The 18,892-nt window shown below is 75.7% G+C and carries 20 protein-coding genes; 11 read left to right on the top strand and 9 right to left on the bottom strand.

The window, feature by feature from the left end; translation table 11 throughout:
- Nucleotides 1–95 precede the first annotated feature (95 nt).
- The 3 genes from ACI79I_RS10350 (at nt 96) to ACI79I_RS10360 (ending at nt 1,511) form a co-directional block, all read left to right on the top strand.
- Nucleotides 96–350, top strand: a complete 255-nt coding sequence (locus ACI79I_RS10350) for a type II toxin-antitoxin system Phd/YefM family antitoxin (protein ID WP_456992250.1) — start codon at nt 96–98, stop codon at nt 348–350.
- Nucleotides 347–721 carry a type II toxin-antitoxin system VapC family toxin gene (locus ACI79I_RS10355; protein WP_456992251.1) on the top strand — a complete coding sequence of 125 codons (375 nt, stop codon included), beginning with the start codon at nt 347–349 and terminating at the stop codon, nt 719–721. The genes ACI79I_RS10350 and ACI79I_RS10355 overlap by 4 nt, the downstream gene beginning before the upstream one ends.
- A gap of 550 nt (nt 722–1,271) precedes the next feature.
- Nucleotides 1,272–1,511, top strand: coding sequence for a hypothetical protein (locus tag ACI79I_RS10360; protein ID WP_456992252.1), 240 nt, complete (start codon nt 1,272–1,274; stop codon nt 1,509–1,511).
- Nucleotides 1,512–1,644: 133 nt separating this feature from the next.
- Here ACI79I_RS10360 and ACI79I_RS10365 read toward each other — a convergent pair whose 3' ends face one another.
- Entirely contained in the window at nt 1,645–2,064 is a 420-nt protein-coding gene (locus tag ACI79I_RS10365) for a hypothetical protein (protein ID WP_456992253.1), read from the bottom strand.
- Nucleotides 2,065–2,147: 83 nt separating this feature from the next.
- Here ACI79I_RS10365 and ACI79I_RS10370 point away from each other — a divergent pair, with 83 nt between their 5' ends.
- The 6 genes from ACI79I_RS10370 (at nt 2,148) to ACI79I_RS10395 (ending at nt 7,762) form a co-directional block, all read left to right on the top strand.
- The gene (locus tag ACI79I_RS10370) at nt 2,148–3,362 is read left to right on the top strand and encodes a MalY/PatB family protein (RefSeq protein WP_456992254.1); all 1,215 of its coding nucleotides are present in this window, start codon (nt 2,148–2,150) and stop codon (nt 3,360–3,362) included.
- Nucleotides 3,363–3,396: 34 nt separating this feature from the next.
- On the top strand, nt 3,397–4,173 hold the full coding sequence (locus ACI79I_RS10375; RefSeq protein ID WP_456992255.1) for a glycerophosphodiester phosphodiesterase: 777 nt from the start codon (nt 3,397–3,399) through the stop codon (nt 4,171–4,173).
- On the top strand, nt 4,170–5,063 hold the full coding sequence (locus tag ACI79I_RS10380) for a lysophospholipid acyltransferase family protein (protein ID WP_456992256.1): 894 nt from the start codon (nt 4,170–4,172) through the stop codon (nt 5,061–5,063). The genes ACI79I_RS10375 and ACI79I_RS10380 overlap by 4 nt, the downstream gene beginning before the upstream one ends.
- 66 nt (nt 5,064–5,129) lie before the next feature.
- Entirely contained in the window at nt 5,130–6,476 is a 1,347-nt protein-coding gene (locus ACI79I_RS10385) for an MFS transporter (protein WP_456992257.1), read from the top strand.
- The gene (locus ACI79I_RS10390; RefSeq protein ID WP_456992258.1) at nt 6,473–7,231 is read left to right on the top strand and encodes a thymidine kinase; all 759 of its coding nucleotides are present in this window, start codon (nt 6,473–6,475) and stop codon (nt 7,229–7,231) included. Before ACI79I_RS10385 ends, ACI79I_RS10390 begins: the two co-directional genes overlap by 4 nt.
- A gap of 186 nt (nt 7,232–7,417) precedes the next feature.
- Complete coding sequence (locus tag ACI79I_RS10395; RefSeq protein ID WP_456946226.1) at nt 7,418–7,762, top strand: RNA polymerase-binding protein RbpA; 345 nt, start codon at nt 7,418–7,420, stop codon at nt 7,760–7,762.
- A gap of 114 nt (nt 7,763–7,876) precedes the next feature.
- Here the strand turns inward: ACI79I_RS10395 and ACI79I_RS10400 are convergent, their stop codons facing one another.
- From ACI79I_RS10400 to kdd, 8 genes are all read right to left on the bottom strand, one after another.
- The gene (locus ACI79I_RS10400; protein WP_456992259.1) at nt 7,877–8,383 is read right to left on the bottom strand and encodes an FxsA family protein; all 507 of its coding nucleotides are present in this window, start codon (nt 8,381–8,383) and stop codon (nt 7,877–7,879) included.
- A 54-nt stretch (nt 8,384–8,437) separates the two neighbouring features.
- Nucleotides 8,438–9,229: a polyprenol monophosphomannose synthase gene (locus ACI79I_RS10405; RefSeq protein WP_456992260.1), complete on the bottom strand. Its 792-nt coding sequence runs from the start codon at nt 9,227–9,229 to the stop codon at nt 8,438–8,440.
- Entirely contained in the window at nt 9,226–10,839 is a 1,614-nt protein-coding gene (gene lnt / locus ACI79I_RS10410) for an apolipoprotein N-acyltransferase (protein WP_456992261.1), read from the bottom strand. Before lnt ends, ACI79I_RS10405 begins: the two co-directional genes overlap by 4 nt.
- 517 nt (nt 10,840–11,356) lie before the next feature.
- On the bottom strand, nt 11,357–11,752 hold the full coding sequence (kal, locus tag ACI79I_RS10415; RefSeq protein ID WP_456992262.1) for a 3-aminobutyryl-CoA ammonia lyase: 396 nt from the start codon (nt 11,750–11,752) through the stop codon (nt 11,357–11,359).
- A complete protein-coding gene (gene kamE / locus ACI79I_RS10420; protein ID WP_456992263.1) occupies nt 11,749–12,477 on the bottom strand; it encodes a lysine 5,6-aminomutase subunit beta in 729 nt (242 codons plus the stop codon). The genes kal and kamE overlap by 4 nt, the downstream gene beginning before the upstream one ends.
- A 91-nt stretch (nt 12,478–12,568) precedes the next feature.
- Nucleotides 12,569–14,158 carry a lysine 5,6-aminomutase subunit alpha gene (kamD, locus tag ACI79I_RS10425; RefSeq protein WP_456992264.1) on the bottom strand — a complete coding sequence of 530 codons (1,590 nt, stop codon included), beginning with the start codon at nt 14,156–14,158 and terminating at the stop codon, nt 12,569–12,571.
- The gene (locus ACI79I_RS10430; RefSeq protein ID WP_456992266.1) at nt 14,155–15,660 is read right to left on the bottom strand and encodes an amidohydrolase; all 1,506 of its coding nucleotides are present in this window, start codon (nt 15,658–15,660) and stop codon (nt 14,155–14,157) included. The genes kamD and ACI79I_RS10430 overlap by 4 nt, the downstream gene beginning before the upstream one ends.
- Nucleotides 15,657–16,673 (bottom strand): L-erythro-3,5-diaminohexanoate dehydrogenase, encoded by a 1,017-nt coding sequence (gene kdd / locus ACI79I_RS10435; protein WP_456992267.1) that lies wholly within the window; start codon nt 16,671–16,673, stop codon nt 15,657–15,659. Before kdd ends, ACI79I_RS10430 begins: the two co-directional genes overlap by 4 nt.
- Nucleotides 16,674–16,805: 132 nt before the next feature.
- On the opposite strand from kdd, the gene ACI79I_RS10440 reads away from it, so the two are divergent.
- A complete protein-coding gene (locus ACI79I_RS10440; protein WP_456992268.1) occupies nt 16,806–18,206 on the top strand; it encodes a KamA family radical SAM protein in 1,401 nt (466 codons plus the stop codon).
- A 146-nt stretch (nt 18,207–18,352) separates the two neighbouring features.
- A complete protein-coding gene (locus ACI79I_RS10445; protein WP_456992269.1) occupies nt 18,353–18,880 on the top strand; it encodes a GNAT family N-acetyltransferase in 528 nt (175 codons plus the stop codon).
- The last annotated feature ends 12 nt before the right edge of the window (nt 18,881–18,892 follow it).

The following is an 18,892-nucleotide window of genomic DNA, read 5'->3' on the forward strand; positions in this document are numbered from 1 at the left end:
CCTCCTGCGCGCGGGGTGCTGTCGGAGGAGAGACCGTCGCACACCGGTCGACTCATCGGTGGCCCGGTTGACTTAGTCCGACTTAGCCAACGACCATGGTCGTCATGGAGCACACGGTCAACGTCCACGAGGCGAAGACCCACCTCTCCCGCCTTCTGGAGGCGGTCGAGCGGGGGGAGGACGTCGTCATCGCCCGGGCCGGGAAGCCCGTCGCGCGACTGGTGGCCGTTGTGCCGGCCCGGCGGCGGCGGGAGCCCGGCGCGTGGCGGGGACGGGTGGTGATGGCCGACGACTTCGACGAGACGCCGCAGAGCGTGATCGCCGCCTTCCACGGCGACGTGGCCCCGTGACGCTGCTGCTCGACACCCACGTGCTGCTGTGGTGGCTGGCTGACGACCACCGGCTGACCCCGGCCATGGGGGAGGCGATCTCCGACCCGGCGACGTCGGTGGCGGTGTCGGCAGCGTCGGCGTGGGAGATGTCGATCAAGGCGGCACTCGGCAAGCTCTCCGTCCCGGACGACCTGGCTGACGAGATCGAGCGTCACGGGTTCGACGTGCTGCCGATCACCGTGGAGGACGGCCTGGCCGCCGGCGCGCTGCCGAGACACCACGACGACCCGTTCGACCGCATGCTCATCGCGCAGGCGGTGCGGCGCAGGTTCGTGCTCGTCACCGCCGACCGGAGGTTCAGCGACTACGACGTCCTGGTCCTGAGCTGACGGCCCGGGGAGCGGGTGGCCGCTCCGCGAGTTGACATAATGTGCATTATCGGCGCGGCGGATCCGGGCGGCCGGACGTGGCGGCACCGCCTGGATCGATCCGGTCCTGGCCGACCGGCGTGACGTGACGCCGTCGGACGCGGCGCGTTCCCGCGATGGCGTCCGCGCGGTCGATCCACCGTCGAGGTCCGTACCGAGCTCCGTACCGAGGACCTGCCGTCGTCTCGCGCCGCTCGCCGAGGATCCCGCGGCGGCCGGTGCGGCCGGTGCGGCCCGTCGTCCGACTCGGCCGGCCCGGCGCCTCCGGCCGGTCGTCGCCCGTCGTCCGGCTGGGTCGTGACTTCTCGCTCCCGTCGCCGACCCGGCCCGCCACGGTCCCGGATCGACCACCCGGCCCGCCGCGCTCGTCGTCTCGACGGTCCGACCGGGCTGTGCCGGCACCCCTTCCCCGGTCCCGTGGCACACCCCGCATTCCGTCACTGTGACGAAAACACGGCTGCTCCGGACCTTCGACGGGCGGACATCCCGCGGGCTGCCTAGGGTCGGAGGCATGCAACTCCGACGCCCGATCGCCGCACTGATGACCGCCCTGGCGCTGTTCGGAGGCGGCGCGACGATGACCGCCTGCTCGGCGTCCGGGCAGGACCAGCGGGACGGCACCACCGACGACGAGAGCGTCAACACCGACACCAACGAGGAGAACGACCCCTCGCAGGACAACGTGCCGAACAACTCCGACCAGGACGACGGCGTCGAGCAGGGCGAGGGTGAGGAAGAGGAAGACGGCTGAGCCGTCCCGGCCGCCGCTCGTCCCGGAGGGACCCGAGCCGGCCTCCCCCGGGCGGTGGCGCTGGGTCGCCCTGATTTCGTCACGGTGACGGAATCGGGGCGACTGCGGGCGGGTGCCGGCGACCGTGGACCGGTCAGCTCGCGCGTTCGGAGATCCAGAGCTTGTCGAGCCGCCCGGTGGAGCGCACCAGGTCGGCGAGCGTCCGCTCCAGCTCGGCCTTGGTGTGCCGCTCGCTGAGCAGGGTCTGCACGTCCTCGAGTGCGCAGCGCAGCTGGTACAGCCGGTCCTGCAGCCCGTCGAGCTCGGACCGGGTCACCAGGACGACGTCGCCGGACAGGCCGGCCTTCGCCGTCGCCGACCGCTGCTCGTAGGCCCGCTGCCGGCACGCCTGCCCGCAGTACTGACGGGGCCGGCCCACCGACCCCTGCTGTGGCAGCACCCGGCGGCACCACCCGCAGCGCCGCTCGGTGCCGCTCTCCCGGCGGGGGCCGGGCAGCGCGGGATCGGTCGATGCCTCCTCGTCGGTCAGCTGCGTCCTGTCCTGCTTGGCCACGCTGGGCACGGTAGACGTGACCACCGACAGGACCGAGGGACACGCCCGACACGCGGAGCGCGCCGGCGGGACGGGAGGACGACGTGGAGGACCGGACAGCGGAGTTCGACGCGCTCACCGAGGAGGCGCTGCGGGCGGCCGGCAGCCTCAAGTGGACCCGGTACGGACCGGCGATCGGCGCGTTCGTGGCCGAGATGGACTTCGGCACCGCACCGGAGGTCCAGCGGGTGCTGCACGAGGCGGTCGACCGGGCCGCGTTCGGGTACCTGACCGCCGAGGCCGCCGCGGCGATGGCCCGCGCGTGCGCCGACTGGTACGCGTCCCGGTACGGCTGGGCGGTGCCCGCGGAGTGGGTCTCGCCGCTGGCCGACGTCCTCGCCGGGCTGCAGGTGGCCATCGAGCAGTTCACCCCGCCGGGCAGCCCCGTCGTCCTGCCGACGCCGGCGTACATGCCCTTCCTCACCCTGCCGGGCATGCTGGGCCGGCAGCTGATCGAGGTCCCGATGGTCGAGCGGGACGGCCGGATGACCTACGACCTCGACGGCATCGCCCGGGCGTTCGCCGCCGGCGGCGCGCTGCTGGTGCACACCAACCCGCACAACCCGCTGGGCCGGGTGTTCACCGAGGAGGAGCAGCTGGCCCTGGCCGACGTCGTGGACCGGGCCGGGGTGCGGGTGTTCGCCGACGAGATCCACGCGCCCCTGGTGTACCCGGGAGGCCGGCACCGTCCCTACGCGGCCCTCTCCCCCGCGACCGCGCGGCACACCGTCACCGCGACGTCGGCGTCCAAGGCGTGGAACCTGCCCGGACTCAAGGCCGCCCAGCTGCTGCTGTCCAACGAGGCCGACGCCGCCACGTGGGCCGGCACCGGGTACCGGTACACGCACGCCGCCTCCACCCTCGGCGTGCTGGCCAACACCACCGCCTACACCGAGGGCGGACCGTGGCTGGCCCGGGTCCTGGACTACCTCGACGGCAACCGCCGGCTGCTCGGGGAGCTGCTGGCCGAGCACCTGCCGGGTGTCCGCTGGACGCCGCCGGAGGGCACCTACCTGGCCTGGCTGGACTGCCGGGGGCTGGACCTGCCCGCCTCGGCCGGGGCGTTCTTCCTCGACCGGGCGGGCGTGGCCCTGGTCGACGGCCCGGAGTGCGGCGCTCCGGGCGCCGGGCACGTCCGGCTCAACCTGGCCACGCCGCGGCCGGTGCTGGAGCGGATCGTCGCGCGGCTGGCCGGCGCCGCCGCGGGCGGCACGGACGGTGCCGGAGGGACGCCAGGGGCGGGCAGGACGAGGCCCTGACCGGCGTCGCGGGGACCGGCGTTAGCGTGTCGGCGTGGTCCCGGTCCGGTACGCCTTCCTCGACGGGCCGACCCCGATCGCCATGGCCCACCGCGGGGGTGCCATCGAGCACCTCGAGAACACCATGCCGGCGTTCGAGGCCTGCGTGGCGCTGGGGTACCGGTACCTGGAGACCGACGTCCAGGTGAGCGCCGACGGGGTGCCGATCGTCTTCCACGACCCCACGCTGGACCGGGTGACCGACCGCACCGGCCGGGTCGACCAGCTGCCGTGGTCGGAGATCGCCACGGCGCGGATCGGCGGGCGGGAGCCGATCCTGCGGCTGGAGGACCTGCTGGGTGCCTGGCCCGACGTGCGGTTCAACCTCGACATCAAGGCCGCCGGCGTCCTCGCCCCGCTGGTGCGGACGGTGCGCCGGCTGGGGGTCGCCGACCGCATCTGCCTGGGCTCGTTCTCCGACGCGCGCATCGCCGCCGCGCGGCGGCTGTTCGGGCCCTCGGTCTGCACCTCGCTGGGCCCGCGCGGCGTCGCGGCGCTGCGCCTGTCCTCCTACTCGCCCCGCGCAGCCGGCCTGGTCCGCATCCAGGCCGGCTGCGCGCAGGTGCCGCTGCAGCTGGGCGGCCGGGCGCTGGTCGACGAGCGGTTCCTCGCCGCGGCGCACGCCCGCGGGCTGCAGGTCCACGTGTGGACCGTGAACACCGAGGAGGAGACCACCGCGATGCTCGACCTCGGCGTGGACGGCGTCATGACCGACCGGCCGGCGATGCTGCGCGAGCTGCTGGAGAAGCGCGGCCAGTGGGTGCCGCGGTGAGTCTCGGGGAGCGCATCCGGGAGTGGCGACCCCGGACGCCGCCGCTGCCCGCCGACGTCGCGGACCTGGTCGGCCCCGACGACCCGGAGTGGTTCGCCCGCGAGCTGGCCATCGCCGCGACCCCGCCCTGGTGGTTCTGGCGGTTCGCGCTGCGGTGGCTGTCGTGGCTGCCGAGCGTGTTCGGCCGGCTGCAGGTGACCGGCTCGATCCCCGAGGAGTGGCGGCGGGGGCCCCTGCTGGTGGCGGTCAACCACATCGGGGACTTCGACGCCTTCGTGGTGGCCGTCGCGCTGCACGGGGCCGGCGTCACCCCGCGGTTCATGGCCACCGGCGGCATCATGCGCGCGCCGGTCGCGGGCCCGCTGCTGGAGCGGTCCGGCGGCATCCGGGTGGAGCGCGGCACCGACGTCGCCGCCCACGCGCTGACGGTGACCCGGGTGGCGCTGTCCCACGGCGGCCACGTCGTCGCCTACCCCGAGGGCCGCGTCGGCCTGACGCCGGACGGGTGGCCCGAGCGCGGCCGGACGGGGCTGGCCCGGATGGCGCTGGCCGCCGGCGTCCCGGTCATCCCGGTCAGCCAGTGGGGTGCCCACGAGGTGCTGCAGTACGCCAACGACTGGGGCAAGCTCCGGACGCTGCTGCGGGCGTTCTGGCGGCAGCCGGCGCTGAGGGTGCACATCGGGCCGGCCGTCTTCTTCGAGGACCTGCAGCCGGGCCGGGTGGGCGACGCCAACCGGGCCCGCGTCCGCATCGCCGCGGCGATCACCCGGGGCCTGGCGCCGTTGCGTGCCGGGGAGCCGGCCGACCGCCCCGCCCACGTGGACCCGACCCGGCCGACGACGGCGACCGCGGCGTTCCCCGGCGGCGTCGTCCCCGACGACATCCCGTGAGCGGATCGTGACGCATCTGGCCCTGCGGTGCTGGACCGGCCCCGCCCCGGCTGACACCCTGCGCCCGTGACGACGGCCGCGACCCCGACCGCCCCCTCCGCCGACCGGGCCCTGCGCCGCGAGCGGTTCGGCTGGTACTCCTACGACTGGGCGATGTCGGTGTTCAACACCAGCGTCACCACGGTCTTCCTGGGGCCCTACCTGACCTCGGTCGCCGAGGAGGCCGCCGGGCCCGACGGGCGGCTGGGGGTCCTGGGCCTGTCCATCCCGCCCGGCAGCTGGTTCTCCTACGTGCTCTCGCTCTCGGTGGTGCTGCAGGTGCTGGTCCTGCCGCTCACCGGCGCGGTGGCCGACCGCACCGGCCGCAAGCGGCACCTGCTGGGCGGGTTCGCCGTGCTGGGGGCGCTGGCGACGACCGGGCTGTTCTTCGTCGCCGACGGTCGCTACCTGCTCGGCGCGCTGCTGTTCGTCGTGGCCAACATCAGCTTCGGCGCGGCCACGGTCGTCTACTACTCCTGGCTGCCGGACCTGGCCGGCCCCGACGAGCGGGACGCGGTCTCCAGCCGCGGCTGGGCGTTCGGGTACGTCGGCGGGGCGCTGCTGCTCGCGGTGCACCTGGGCCTGGTCCTGGGCGCCGAGGGGCTGGGGCTGACCACGGGCGAGGCGGTGCGGATCTGCCTGGCCACCGCGGGCCTGTGGTGGGGCGCGTTCACCGTGTTCACCCTCTCCCGGCTGCGGGACCGGCCGGTGCGCGTGGCGGAGGGCCGCCCGGCCAGCGGCTTCCGGCAGCTGGCGGCGACCCTGCGGGAGATGCGGGCGTTCCCGCTGACGCTGTGGTTCCTCGGCGCCTACCTGCTGTTCAACGACGGCGTCCAGACCGTCATCTCGCTGTCGGCCACCTACGCCACCGAGGAGCTGGGCCTGTCGCAGTCGGTGCTCACCGGCGCCATCCTCATGGTCCAGGTGGTGGCGATCGCCGGGGCGCTGGGCCTGGGCCGGCTGGCCGCCCGGTACGGCGCCAAGCGGGTCGTGCTGGGCAGCCTGGTGGCCTGGATCGCCGTCCTGGTGGCCGCCTACTTCCTGCAGGCCGGCGCGGTCGGCCAGTTCTACGCGCTGGCCGCCGTCATCGGGCTGGTGCAGGGCGGCACCCAGGCGCTGTCCCGGTCGCTGTTCAGCCAGCTCATCCCGGCCGGCAAGGAGGCGGAGTACTACGGCTTCTACGAGATCAGCGACCGCGGCACCAGCTGGCTCGGGCCGCTGGCGTTCGGGCTCACCTACCAGCTGACCGGCTCCTACCGGCTGGCGATCGTGAGCCTGGTCGTCTTCTTCGTGGCCGGCTTCGTGGCGCTGGCCGCGCTGCCGATCCGCCGCGCCGTCGTCGCGGCGGGCAACACCCCTCCGGAGCGCCTGTGACGTCCCCGTCCCCCGCCGGTCCCGGCGCCGCCGCGCCGCTGTCCGCCGTGCCGGCCGCCGGTGACCGCCGCCGGCACCCGGCGCCGGCGCACCTGCGGTTCTTCCACGGGCCGATGGACTGCGGCAAGTCGACCCTCGCGCTGCAGGTGGACCACAACCAGAGCCGCCAGGGACGGCGGGGCCTGCTGCTCACCCAGGGCGACCGGTCCGACCGGCCGCAGATCAGCTCCCGCGTCGGGCTGTGCCGGGAGGCGATCGAGGTCGACGCCGGCACCGACCTGCGGCTGCTGGTCCGCGACTCGTGGGCGGCCGGCGACCGGGTGGACTACCTGATCGTCGACGAGGCCCAGTTCCTCACCGGCCCGCAGGTCGACCAGCTCGCCGAGCTCGTCGACGAGTCCCACGTGGACGTCTACGCCTTCGGCCTGACCACCGACTTCCGCACCCGGCTGTTCCCGGGCACCCAGCGGCTGCTGGAGGTCGCTGACGACGTCCAGCGGGTGCAGGTCGAGGTGCTGTGCTGGTGCGGGCTCCCCGGCCTGCTCAACGCCCGCGTGGTGGACGGCGCCATGGTGCGGGAGGGCGCGACGGTGGTCGTCGCCGACACCGCGCCCACCCCCGCACCGGACGAGACCGGGCCCGACGAGACCGGCCCGGACCCCGAGGTGCACTACCAGGTGCTGTGCCGGCGGCACCACGTCCTGGGTCAGCTGGGGCCGACGGCGGCCGGCCCCGGGCAGCTCGCCCTGCGCTGACCTCACCCCGTCGGGGGGGCGACTCGGGCTCCTATACCACCCCATGCGATGATTTCGAACCGACTCTGCGGAATCTCTCCGCGAAATCTGTCGTTGGTCCTTTCGACTCCCTCGCCGGGTGGGTAACCCCCCGTCCAGCGACGTCGAGAACCGACCGACACCACCAGCACGAGAGGACGGTGTGCCATGGGCGAGCGTTCCCTGCGGGGCAGCCGACTGGGCAGCGTGAGCTACGAGACCGAGCGGAACACCGCGCCGATCGAGCGGCAGTACGTGGAGTACCGGTGCCCCTCGGGTCACCTGTTCACCGTGCCCTTCGCGGACGACGCCGAGGTCCCGGACACCTGGGAGTGCAAGTTCGACGGCTCCGCCGCCAAGCTCGTCGGCGGTGCCGAGCCGGCTCCCAAGAAGGTCAAGCCCCCGCGGACGCACTGGGACATGCTCCTGGAGCGCCGCTCGGTCGAGGACCTCGAGGAGGTCCTGGCCGAGCGCCTCGAGGTGCTCCGCGGTCGGCGGACCCGCGCCAGCTGACGTCCGCGCAGATCGCCGTACACGGCCCCGGTGGGATCCCCACCGGGGCCGTGTCGCGTCCGGGTGCCGGTGGGTCCGGCCGGTCGCCGGCTCCCGGCGCCGGTCGCCGGCGGATCAGGGACGCCCCTGTCCCCCACCACTCGCCGGCTCGCGGTGGGGCCCGCCGTCGACGACCTCACCCTCGATGACCAGCGGCCGGCCCGGGGCCGGTGCGGGGTGCACGCCGGAGACGCGGCGGCTGCGGACGTGCACCGGGCCGCGCAGCTGGACCGGCAGCCGGTTCGCCAGCACCCGCGCCAGCAGCCCGCGCACCAGGAACCGGGTGGGCGGGAGCAGGCACAGCAGGCCGACCAGGTCGCCGAGGAAGCCCGGCAGCACCATGAGCAGCCCCCCGACGGCGATCAGGCCCGCGTCGCCCAGGGCGCGACCCGACGGGCGGCGTCCCCGCGCCTGGTCCCGCAGTTCGGTCAGCGCCCGGGTGCCCTGCCGCGCCAGCAGCGCCCAGCCCAGCGCGCTGGTGGCCAGCACCGCCAGGAGGGTCCAACCGACCCCGATCCAGCCCGCGACCAGGACGAAGACGACGACCTCGGCCAGGGCGAGCAACCCGGCTGCGATGCGCACGCGGCGACCCACGGCTCTCCTGCGCCCGCTCCCGGCCCGGCGGCCCCGGCCCGCCTACCGGACCGCGCTCGACCGCCCGCCGTCGCGGACCCGTCCCGGCACGGGGCGGCGGACCCGGCCCGGCAGCCAGTCGGCCAGCCGGTCCTGCAGGCCCCACCAGGTGACCCGTACCAATGCCTCTCCAACGATCGAACCGCTCATCTTGCTCCTGCCGTACGTCCGTTCGGTGAAGGTGATCGGCACCTCCGCCACGCGAGCGCCGGCGCGGACGGCCCGCCAGGCCCAGTCGACCTGGAAGCAGTAGCCCTGGCTGGCCACGTCGTCGAAGGGCAGCCGGTCGACCAGGTCGGCCCGCACGGCGCGGAAGCCGCCCGTGGCGTCGGCGAGCGGCAGCCGCAGGGCCCAGCGGGTCCACACGTTGCCCGCCCGGGACAGCAGCAGCCGGTGCACCGGCCAGTCCTCCACCCGGCCGCCGGGCACGTACCGCGAACCGAGCACCAGGTCGGCGTCGTCCAGGCCGGCCAGCAGGGCGGGCAGCTGCTCGGGGTGGTGCGAGCCGTCGGCGTCCATCTCGACCAGGACGTCGTAGCCGCGGGACCGGCCCCAGCGGAAGCCGGCCACGTAGGCCGGGCCCAGCCCGGCCTTCGCGGTGCGGCGCAGCACGTGCACCCGGGGGTCGCGGGCGGCGAGCTCCTCGGCGAGGTCCCCGGTGCCGTCGGGCGACCCGTCGTCCACCACCAGGGCGTGCGCGTCGGGGACCGCGGTGTGCAGCCGGTGGAGGATCGGCTCGAGGTTCTCCACCTCGTCGTAGGTGGGGACGACGACGAGCACCCGCCACCCGGTCACGCCGCGCTCCTCCGCGCCCGGCGGCGGCGCACGCCGCCGGGGACGGCGACCGCGAGCAGCGCGCCGACCCCGAGCGCGGTGAGGGTCCACTCCGGCACGGCGCCGAGCCGCTCGGCGAGGGTGGTGGAGTCGCGGTGGGCGACGTCCTCGACGAACACCGCCGGCTCGAACAGCTCCGAGCGGGCCGCCAGCGAACCGTCGGGCGCGACGATCGCCGAGATGCCGCTGGTGGCGGCGACGACGACGGTGCGGCCGAACTCGACGGCGCGCAGCCGGCTGGCCGCCAGCTGCTGCTCGCTCTCGTCGGTGTAGCCGAAGGTGGCGTTGTTGGTCTGGACGACGAGCATCCCGGCCCCGGCGCGCACCGTGTCGGCCACCAGCTCGTCGTAGACGACCTCGAAGCAGATGACGTCGCCGACCTGCGCACCGCCCATCGGCAACACCCCGACGTCGGTGCCGTGCACGAAGTCGCGCCGCACCAGGTCGACCTTGTCGCTGAAGAAGCGGAAGAAGCCGCGGGCCGGCACGTACTCGGCCAGCGGCACCGGGTGGCGCTTGACGTAGGTGTCGCCCGGCCCGGTCTCGGGGTCCCAGACGATGCCGGTGTTGCTGATGAACCGGCCCGGCCCGTCCACGACCGCGCCGACCAGGATCGGCGCGCCGATCGCCTCGGCGGCGCGGTCGATCGCGCGGGCGGCGTCCTCGTTGGTGTAGGGGTCGATGTCGGAGCTGTTCTCCGGCCAGACGACCAGGTCCGGCTGCGCCCGCTCCCCCGCCGCGACCGCCCCGGCCAGCTCGACGGTGCCGGTGACGTGGTTGTCGAGGACGGCGCGCCGGCGCTCGTTGAACTCCAGGCCCGGCTGGGGGACGTCGCCCTGGATGACCGCGACGGTGCGGGTCGGCCCGCCCTCGGTCAGCGAGGGCCCGGGCAGCGGCAGCCAGGCCAGCCAGCCCAGCAGCGGCACGGCGGCCGCGCCGGCGAGGAGCGCGGCCGCGGCGCGCCGGCCCGACCGGCGCCGCCGGGTGAGCCGGAGCACGGCCGCGGCCAGCAGCGTGCCGCTGAGCGCGACGGCGAAGCCGACCAGCGGCACGCCGCCGTAGGCGGCCAGGGAGAGGAACGGGCCCTCGGTCTGGCTCAGGCCCAGCCGGCCCCAGGGGAAGCCGCCCAGCGGCAGCCGGCCGCGCACCGCCTCGTCGGCCACCCACAGCGCCGCGGCCCACAGCGGCCACAGGGGCAGGCGGGAGGTCGCTGCGGTGGCTGCACCGAGCAGCGCCAGGAACAGCGCCTGCGACACCGCCAGGGCCAGCCACGGGAAGGCACCGACGTAGATGCCGCTCCACGACAGCAGCGGCACGAAGAACGCCAGACCGCACACCAGGCCCAGCCACGCCCCGGAACGGGCGCGCTGCCCGTGCGCGGCGAGCGCGAGGGTGGCCGGTCCGAGCGGGGCCAGCGGCCACAGGCCCCAGCCGGGGAAGGCGAGCAGGAGCAGTCCCCCGCCGGCGGCGGCCAGCAGGGTGCGCCGCGGCCACCGGGGTCGGCGGGCCGGGGACGCCGGCTGCGGCGCCTCGGCGGGGCGCTCCACCGTGCCGGGGGCGACTGCTCCCACCGTCGCCTCCCGTGCTCTGCCCGTTCCTGTCCCCCGGGCCGGTCGCACCGGGGCCGCGACCGCCGGCTCCGGTGCCGCGGTGCGCGCCCCAGCATCCCATCCCGGCGCGGCCGGCCGGCGATCCCGCCGACCGGGGTGCGTCGTCCGCGCCGGCGCTCCGGTCCGCGCCGGCGGCCGCCGCGCTCGGGGAGGCGCACCTCCGGGCCGGCCGGCCGGTCGCTGGCGGCGATCGGCGGGCCGTTGTCTGGTGGTGCGGACCCGGGCGGGCCCCGCCGGGTGCCCGCCGCGTGATCCCCGGGGCAGCCGCCGGCGCTCCCGGCCCGGACTGCGGGCGGCGGCGCCGTCCGCGCGGCCGGAGGGCCCGCACGACTGGTCCGGGGAGGCACGTGCCGGTGCTCCCGGAGTGGAACTGCAGGCACTGTAAGAAGTGGGCCGACGGGCGTGCCGCCCTCCGAGGGGTCCGTGGCGAACTGTGACCTCTTCGTTACGGCGTGGCGCCTGGACAGCGCCCCGCTGATCACGCCGGGCCGGGGACGACGAGGGTCGCGGTCGCCTCCACCACCGGCTGCGGCGGGTCGAGGACGGCGGCCGCCGACGGGCCCCGCTCCGGGCGGGCGCGGGCCACCACGCGGGCGGTGCAGCGCAGCTCCCGGCTGCGCCGGCCGATCCGCACCACCTCCGCGGTCGCCTCGAGCACGTCGCCGGCCTGCACCGGGGCGAGGAAGCGCACCTCGGTGTACCCGGCCAGCAGCCCCTCGTCGCCGTCCATGACGATCGCGACCTCGGTGGCCACGTCCCCGAACAGGCCGAGGGTGTAGGCGCCGTCCACCAGGTTCCCGCCGTAGTGGGCGTGCGCGTACGGCACGTACCGGCGGTGGGTGACGGTGAGGCCGAGGCGGGGGTCGTCGGTCACTGGGGGGCTCCGTTCGGGACGAGGGCGGACACCAGGTAGCTGGCGACCTCGCCGGGCGTGGTGCCCCGGCCGAAGACCTTGTCGACACCGAGGTCGCCGGCCATGGCCGGGTCGAACCGGGGGCCGCCGACCACCACCAGCGGGCGGTCCTCCCCCATCGCCTCGCGGAAGGCGGCGGCGAGCTCGCGGGTGTTGCGCAGGTGGGCGTCCCGCTGGGTGACCACCTGGGAGACCAGGACGGCGTCGGCGCGGACCGCCCGCGCCCGCGCGACCAGCTCCGGCACGCTGACCTGCGCGCCGAGGTTGGCCACCTCCATCTCCCGGTAGTACTCCAGGCCCTTCTCCCCCGCGAAGCCCTTGAGGTTGAGGATCGCGTCGATGCCGACGGTGTGCGCGTCGGTGCCGATGCACGCGCCGAGCACCACCAGCTTGCGGCGCAGCCCGGAGCGGATGGCGGCGTTGACCTCCGCCGGGGACAGCAGCGGGTAGGCCCGCTCCTCCACGGCCACCGCGTCGAGGTCGACGAGGTGGCGCACGCTGCCGTACACGACGAAGAAGGTGAAGCCCTCCCCCACCCCGTGGCTGTGCACGACCATCGCCGGCTCGATGCCCATCTTCTGCGCGAGCTGGAGCGCGGCGCCGTCCGCCCGCGGGCCGGGGGCCACCGGCAGGGTGAACGACAGCTGCACCATGCCGTCGCCGGTGGTGTCGCCGTACGGGCGCACGATCCCCTCAGGGCCTGCCCGACGGCCTGACTCCGCGCCGCGATCCGCTCCTCGCTCGCCGGCGCCCGCTGCGATGCTCCCGCGGCTGTCCTCAGGCACGGGCCGGCTCCCGCTCCAGCAGCTCCAGCGCCGGGTTGTACGCGTCGGGGCCCAGCCGGACGACGCCGTCGAGGCCCTTGCCGCGGTCCGGCGGCCGCCTGGTGATGCCGAAGGTGCCGTCGGCGATCGCCTGCAGCAGGCCCTCGTCGGCGATCCGCTCCAGCAGCTGCACCGCCTCGGTGAGCACGGTGTGCGCGCGGCGGTCGATGAACCCGCCCTTCGGCGGCGCGAAGTCCTCGACCAGGCCGCCGGCGGCATCGAGGACGTAGCGCACGTTGCGCAGCGCGAGGTCGCGGTCCGAGAGCCACGGGGTGACCACGGCCTCGGTCATCATCCCGACCAGCAGGATGCCCTGGCCGGTCAGCGCCCCGGCCAGGTTGAAGAACCCGTCGAGCAGGTAGCCACGGAACACGTCGCCGGTCATGTGCTTGGTCGGCGGCATCCACTTCAGCGGCGCGTCCGGGAACAGCGCGCGGGCGAGCATGGCGTGCGCCAGCTCGAGGCGGAACGACTCGCGCCGGTCCGGGTCGATCTCGAAGGCGTGGCCCAGGCCCAGCTGCCAGTCCTCGAGGCCGGCCTCGTGGGCGAGGGTCTCGTTGAGCAGCTGGCTGACGGTGACGGTGTGCGCCTCGTCGACGGCGTCGGCGGTGGTGAGGTAGTTGTCCTCACCGGTGTTGATCACGATGCCGGCGCGGGCGTGCACCATCCGGCTGAAGCGCTGGTCGACGAAGGTGCGCTGCGGGTTGATGTCGCGGAAGAGGATCCCGTACATCGCGTCGTTGAGCATCATGTCCAGCCGCTCCAGCCCGGCCAGGACGGCGATCTCGGGCATGCACAGGCCGCTGGCGTAGTTGGTCAGCCGCACGTAGCGGCCCAGCTCCGCGCCGACGTCGTCCAGGGCGGCCCGCATCAGCCGGAAGTTCTCCTGGGTGGCGTAGGTGCCGGCGTACCCGGTGCGGGTGGCGCCCTCGGGCACGTAGTCCAGCAGCGACTGGCCGGTGGAGCGGATGACGGCGATGACGTCGGCTCCGGCCCGGGCGGCGGCCTGGGCCTGCGGGATGTCCTCGTGGATGTCGCCGGTGGCCACGATCAGGTAGATCCACGGCCGCCGGGGCGGGTCGCCGAGGGTGGCCACCAGCTCCTCGCGGCGGACGCGGTTGGCGTCGACCCGGGCGAGACCGGTGGCGACGGCGGCGCGGGCGGCCTCCCGGGCCCGCTCGGCGTCGGCGCCGGTGGGCAGGCGGAACCGCGCCGTCCCGGCACCCACCTGCTCGGCGAGCGCCGGCAGGTCCGGCGCCGTCCCGGAGGCGATCGCGTGCCACACCGGCAGCGCGACGCCGGACTCCAGCCCCACCTGCTCGCGGACGGCGTCCACCACGCGGTTCACCCACGGCACGCGGTCGGTGACCGCGCCCTCGCCGGTCACCGGGTCGGTGCCGGTGAGCCCGGCCAGGCGCAGCACCGCCCGCTCCACGGAGACGGTGGTGTGCCGCCGGGCCAGGTCCACCACGGGCGCCGCCGCGCGGACGGCGAGCTCGCGCGCCCGCGCCACCAGCACCGGGTCCAGTTGCAGGGTCGTCACGGGACCTCCCGACCGTTGACGAGGAGTGCGCGGCAGGCGGGCCGGGCCCGCTCGGCGAGGACGGCGGAGAGGGTCCGCGTCGTCTCCCACAGCGCCAGGTCCGCGGGCGCGCCGACCGCCAGCGGCCCGCCGGGGTGCTCGGCCCGCACCGCGTACCAGCCGCCGTGGGTGGCCGCGTCGAAGGCGTCGAACGGCCGCAGCCCCGACGACGGCGTGCGGTGGTCGACCGCGGCGTGCACCCCGCCCCACGGGTCCAGCGGCGTCACCGGGGCGTCGCTGCCCAGGGCGAGCGCGACCCCGGCGTCGGACAGGTCGGCGAAGGGGTTGCAGTCCCGCGCCCGCTCGTCCCCGAGCCGCTCGGCGTACATGCCCGAGGCGCCGCCCCAGGCCGCGTCGAAGGCCGGCTGGACGCTGGCGACCATCCCCCAGTCCCGCATCCGCTCCACCGCCGAGGGGGCGGCCATCTCCACGTGCTCCAGCCGGTGCCGGCAGGCCCGGACGGCGGCCCGGCCCAGCTCCTCGACGACGGCGCCGAGGGCGGTCAGCACCTGCTCGACGGCGGCGTCGCCGATGCAGTGGAACCCGGCCTGCACCCCGGCGCGGGTGCAGGCGCGCACGTGGTCGACGAGGGAGGCGGTGGCGAAGCGCAGGTGGCCGGCGGTGTCGGGCCGGTCGGTGTAGGGGGCGGTGAGCGCCGCGGTGTGCGAGCCGAAGGCGCCGTCGCAGAACAGGTCGCCCCCGGCGCCGGCCAGGGCCAGCCCGGCGACGACGTCGAGGCCGCCGCGCTCGGCCAGCTCGCCCCAGTAGCCCCGCACCCGCGGGCCGGGCGCCTCGGCGGCCAGCGCCAGCAGGTCGGCCAGGTCCGCCGCGCTCGACACCTCGGGGCCGGCCATCTCGTGGATGCTGCCGATGCCCAGCGCCGCGGCGGCCGCGAGCGTGGCCCGCTGGGCGACCCGCCGCTGGCCGGCGTCCACGGCGCCGTAGGCGGCCTGGCGGGCGGCGTGGTGGGCGTCGAGGCGCAGCCGGCCGTCGGGTGCGAACCCGGGCAGCTGCGCGATCCCCGGCACCCGGTCGAGCAGGCCGGTGGACACCGTGGCCGAGTGGACGTCGACCCGCGCCAGGTACGCCGGCCGGTCCCCGACCACGGCGTCCAGGTCGTGCCGGGTGAGGCCCCGGCCCTCCGGCCACGACGTCTCGTCCCAGCCCGTGCCCAAGAGGATCCCGCCGGGCGCGGTGGCCGCGTGCGCGCCCAGCGACGCGACGGCGTCCCGCAGGCTCAGGCTCGAGTGGAGGTCGAGCCCGGTGAGCGCCAGCCCGGTCGCGGTTGCGTGCACGTGGGCGTCGACGAAGGCGGGCGTGAGCAGCGCCCCCTCCCCCGCGACGACCCGGTCGGCGGGCGCGGCGTCGGCGCCGTCGCCGAGCCAGGCGATCCGGCCGTCCTCCACCCGCACCGCCCGCCCGGGCCGGTCCCCGACGGTCACGTCGGTGAGCAGCAGGCTCATGCGTGCACCCGGGGGTCGATGAGTGCCCGGACGCCCGGGGTGGACCGGTAGAGGTCCAGCGCCAGGGTCGCGTGCCCCGGCGTGTAGCCGTTCCCGATCAGCATGGTCACGTCCGCCGCCATCCCCTCCGCCCCGAGCGCCGCCCGCGCGAACGACGTCGCCATGGAGAAGAAGACCACGGTGCCGCCGTCGGCCGTCGCGAGGACCGCGCCGTGCTCGGCGCCGGGCACGTCGACGCAGACCACGGTGACCTCCGCCGGGGTGCCGACGGCCGTGGCGACGGCGAGCGGGTCGGTGGCGTCGGCGACCACGACGCGGTCGGCCAGGCCGGCGGCGGTCAGGGCCGCGGCCTCGCGCTCGTCGCGCACCAGGCCGGTGAGCTCGGTGGCGCCCGCGGCCCGCGCGGCGGCCAGGCTCAGGCAGCCGGACTTGCCCGCCGCGCCCAGGACGGCGACCGACCGCGCCGCGTCCCGCCGCACCACCCGGGCGGCGGCCGCCGGCGCCCCGCACACGTCCAGCAGGGCGAGGGAGACCGCGTCGGGCAGGTCGTCGGGCAGGACGGCGGCGATGGAGCGGGCGAACAGGATCGCCGTCCCCGCCGCCGGGACCTGCTCGGAGCGCCCGTCCCAGCCGGCCAGACCGTCGGTGATCGCCAGCGGCGTGAGGGTCAGCGAGACCAGCGTGGCCACCCGCTGGCCCACCGTGAGCCCGAGCGGGGACTCCTCCCCCACCGCGTCGACGACCCCGATGAGCATCCCGCCCGAGCCGGTGACCGGGTTCTGCACCTTGCCGCGGGCGGCGACGATCTCCAGCACCGCCGCCCGGACGGCCGCGCCGTCCCCGCCGCAGGCCTCGGTCAGCTGCCGGAAGGACGCCGCGTCGAGGTTCAGCCGCTGTACCGCGATGCGGACCTCGTCGGGGCCGATTGCCGGGTCGGGGTCCAGGCGCGCGGCGGCCTGGGGCAGCACCCCGGGCGGCTCCAGCACCCGGTGCACCCCGAGGGCGCGTTCCACCGTTCCCACTCGAAACTCCCGTCTCACCCGATCGAGGGAGGAAAACCTATCGCGTGCTGTCCATCAGCCCGAACATCCTCCCGCTAGAGTCGTCGATGTCGCGAGGACCGCCACCCGGAAGAGGTGCCCGCCGTGCTGGAACAGCCCTACGAGTACGCCGCCCGGCCGTTGGCCGAGCCCGACTGGCGGCGGCTGCCCGGCTTCGCCGAGGTCACCGAGGCCGAGTGGCGCAGCGCCCAGTGGCAGCGGGCGCACTGCGTGAAGAACGTGCGGCAGCTGCGCGGCGTGTACGGCGACCTGCTCGACGAGGGCTTCTACGCCGACGTGGCGGCCGACCAGGCCGGGCGGGCGACGATGTCGCTGCTGCTGCCGCCGCAGATGCTCAACACGATCGTCCCGGACGCCGTCCCCACCACCGCGGCGGTCCTCGCCGACCCGGTGCGGCGCTACATGCTCCCGGTGGCCTCCGACCGGCTGCCCGGCGCGGCGGCCAGCCACCCCTATGCGGCGCGCGACTCGCTGCACGAGCACGAGATGTGGGCGGTCGAGGGGCTGACCCACCGCTACCCGACCAAGGTGCTCGCCGAGCTGCTGCCGACCTGTCCGCAGTACTGCGGGCACTGCACGCGGATGGACCTCGTGGGCAACTCCACGCCCGCGGTGGCCAAGCTGCGGTTCGCGCTCAAGCCGGGAGACCGGCACGCGGCGATGCTCGAGTACCTGCGGGCCACCCCCGGCGTGCGGGACGTCGTGGTCTCCGGCGGGGACGTCGCCAACCTGCCGTTCCGGACCCTCGAGGCGTTCGTGTCCGGGCTGCTGGAGATCGAGTCGATCCGGGACGTCCGGCTGGCGTCCAAGGCGCTCATGGGCCTGCCGCAGCACTGGCTGCAGGACGACGTGGTCGAGGGGATGGGCCGCCTGGCCCGGCGGGCGCGGGAGCGGGGCGTGTCGCTGGCCGTGCACACCCACGTCAACGCCGCGCAGCAGGTCACCCCGCTGGTGGCCGAGGCGGCGCGGGCGGTGCTGGACGCCGGGGTCCGCGACGTCCGCAACCAGGGGGTGCTGCTGCGCGGCGTGAACGCCACCGCACCGGCCCTGCTGGACCTGTGCTTCGCGCTGCTCGACGGCGCCGGCATCACGCCCTACTACTTCTACATGTGCGACATGGTCCCCAGCGCGGAGCACTGGCGGGTGTCGCTGGCCGAGGCGCAGACCCTGCAGCACGACGTCATGGGGTACCTGCCCGGCTTCGCGACGCCGCGGATCGTCTGCGACGTGCCCTACGTCGGCAAGCGCTGGGTGCACCAGGTCGCCGAGTACGACCGCGAGCGCGGCATCAGCTACTGGACGAAGAACTACCGCACCGGCATCGAGCGGACCGACGAGGACGCCCTCGACCGCCGGTACACCTACTACGACCCCATCGCCACCCTCCCGGAGAGCGGGCAGGCCTGGTGGCGGGCCCGGGACGTCGACCCGGTCGCCGCCGACGTGGCCGCGGCGGCCTCCCGGGTGGCGTCCCTGGCCGACTGAGGAGAGGGCGGGGCGAGGGCCTCGCCACCCGATCCCGCGGCGTCCTCCCCCACCGTCTGCGGTGTGGGGAGGGGGCGCTCGACGACCAGGTCCCCCGATCACGGCGCCGGGTGGCTGGTGACCGTCCCCGGGGGTAGGCAGGGCGGATGGAGGCCGCCGGTGGGGAGCTGCGCACCCGGCGCCTGCGGCTGCGGCGGTGGACCACCAGCCGCGACGACCTCGCCCGGCTGACCGACCTCTACGGCCGCGACGAGGTGACCCGGTGGTTGGGCGGGACGCCGTCCCTGACCCCGGTCGAGCTCGTGGCGCGCTGGGCGGCGGTCTGCGCCGACCAGCGGTTCGGGGTGTGGGCGGCCGAGGTGGCCGGGACCGGGGCGGTGGCCGGCACCGTGCTGCTCAAGCCGCTGCCCGGCGGCGTCGGCGAGGTGGAGGTGGGCTGGCACCTGCACCCCGACAGCTGGGGGCACGGCTACGCCACCGAGGCGGCGCGGGCGGTCATCGACCGCGCCTTCGCCGCCGGGCTGCCGGAGGTCTACGCGGTCGTGCGGCCGGGCAACGCGCCGTCGCTGGCGGTCTGCCGCCGGCTGGGCATGGAGCCGCTGGGCCGGATGCGCCGCTGGTACGACGTCGAGCTGGAGGTGTTCCGGCTGATGGCGCCGGTGGTCGTCGAGTGACGGCCGGAGGCG

It is taken from the genome of Geodermatophilus sp. SYSU D01105, from assembly GCF_054050095.1.

What these genes read in the sequence shown, in the direction of transcription:
- ACI79I_RS10350 (WP_456992250.1), top strand. Translation starts at nt 96, where the DNA reads ATGGTCGTCATGGAGCACACGGTCAACGTCCACGAGGCGAAGACCCAC.
- ACI79I_RS10360 (WP_456992252.1), top strand. Translation starts at nt 1,272, where the DNA reads ATGCAACTCCGACGCCCGATCGCCGCACTGATGACCGCCCTGGCGCTG.
- ACI79I_RS10395 (WP_456946226.1), top strand. Translation starts at nt 7,418, where the DNA reads ATGGGCGAGCGTTCCCTGCGGGGCAGCCGACTGGGCAGCGTGAGCTAC.
- ACI79I_RS10430 (WP_456992266.1), bottom strand. Translation starts at nt 15,660, where the DNA reads ATGAGCCTGCTGCTCACCGACGTGACCGTCGGGGACCGGCCCGGGCGG.
- ACI79I_RS10445 (WP_456992269.1), top strand. Translation starts at nt 18,353, where the DNA reads ATGGAGGCCGCCGGTGGGGAGCTGCGCACCCGGCGCCTGCGGCTGCGG.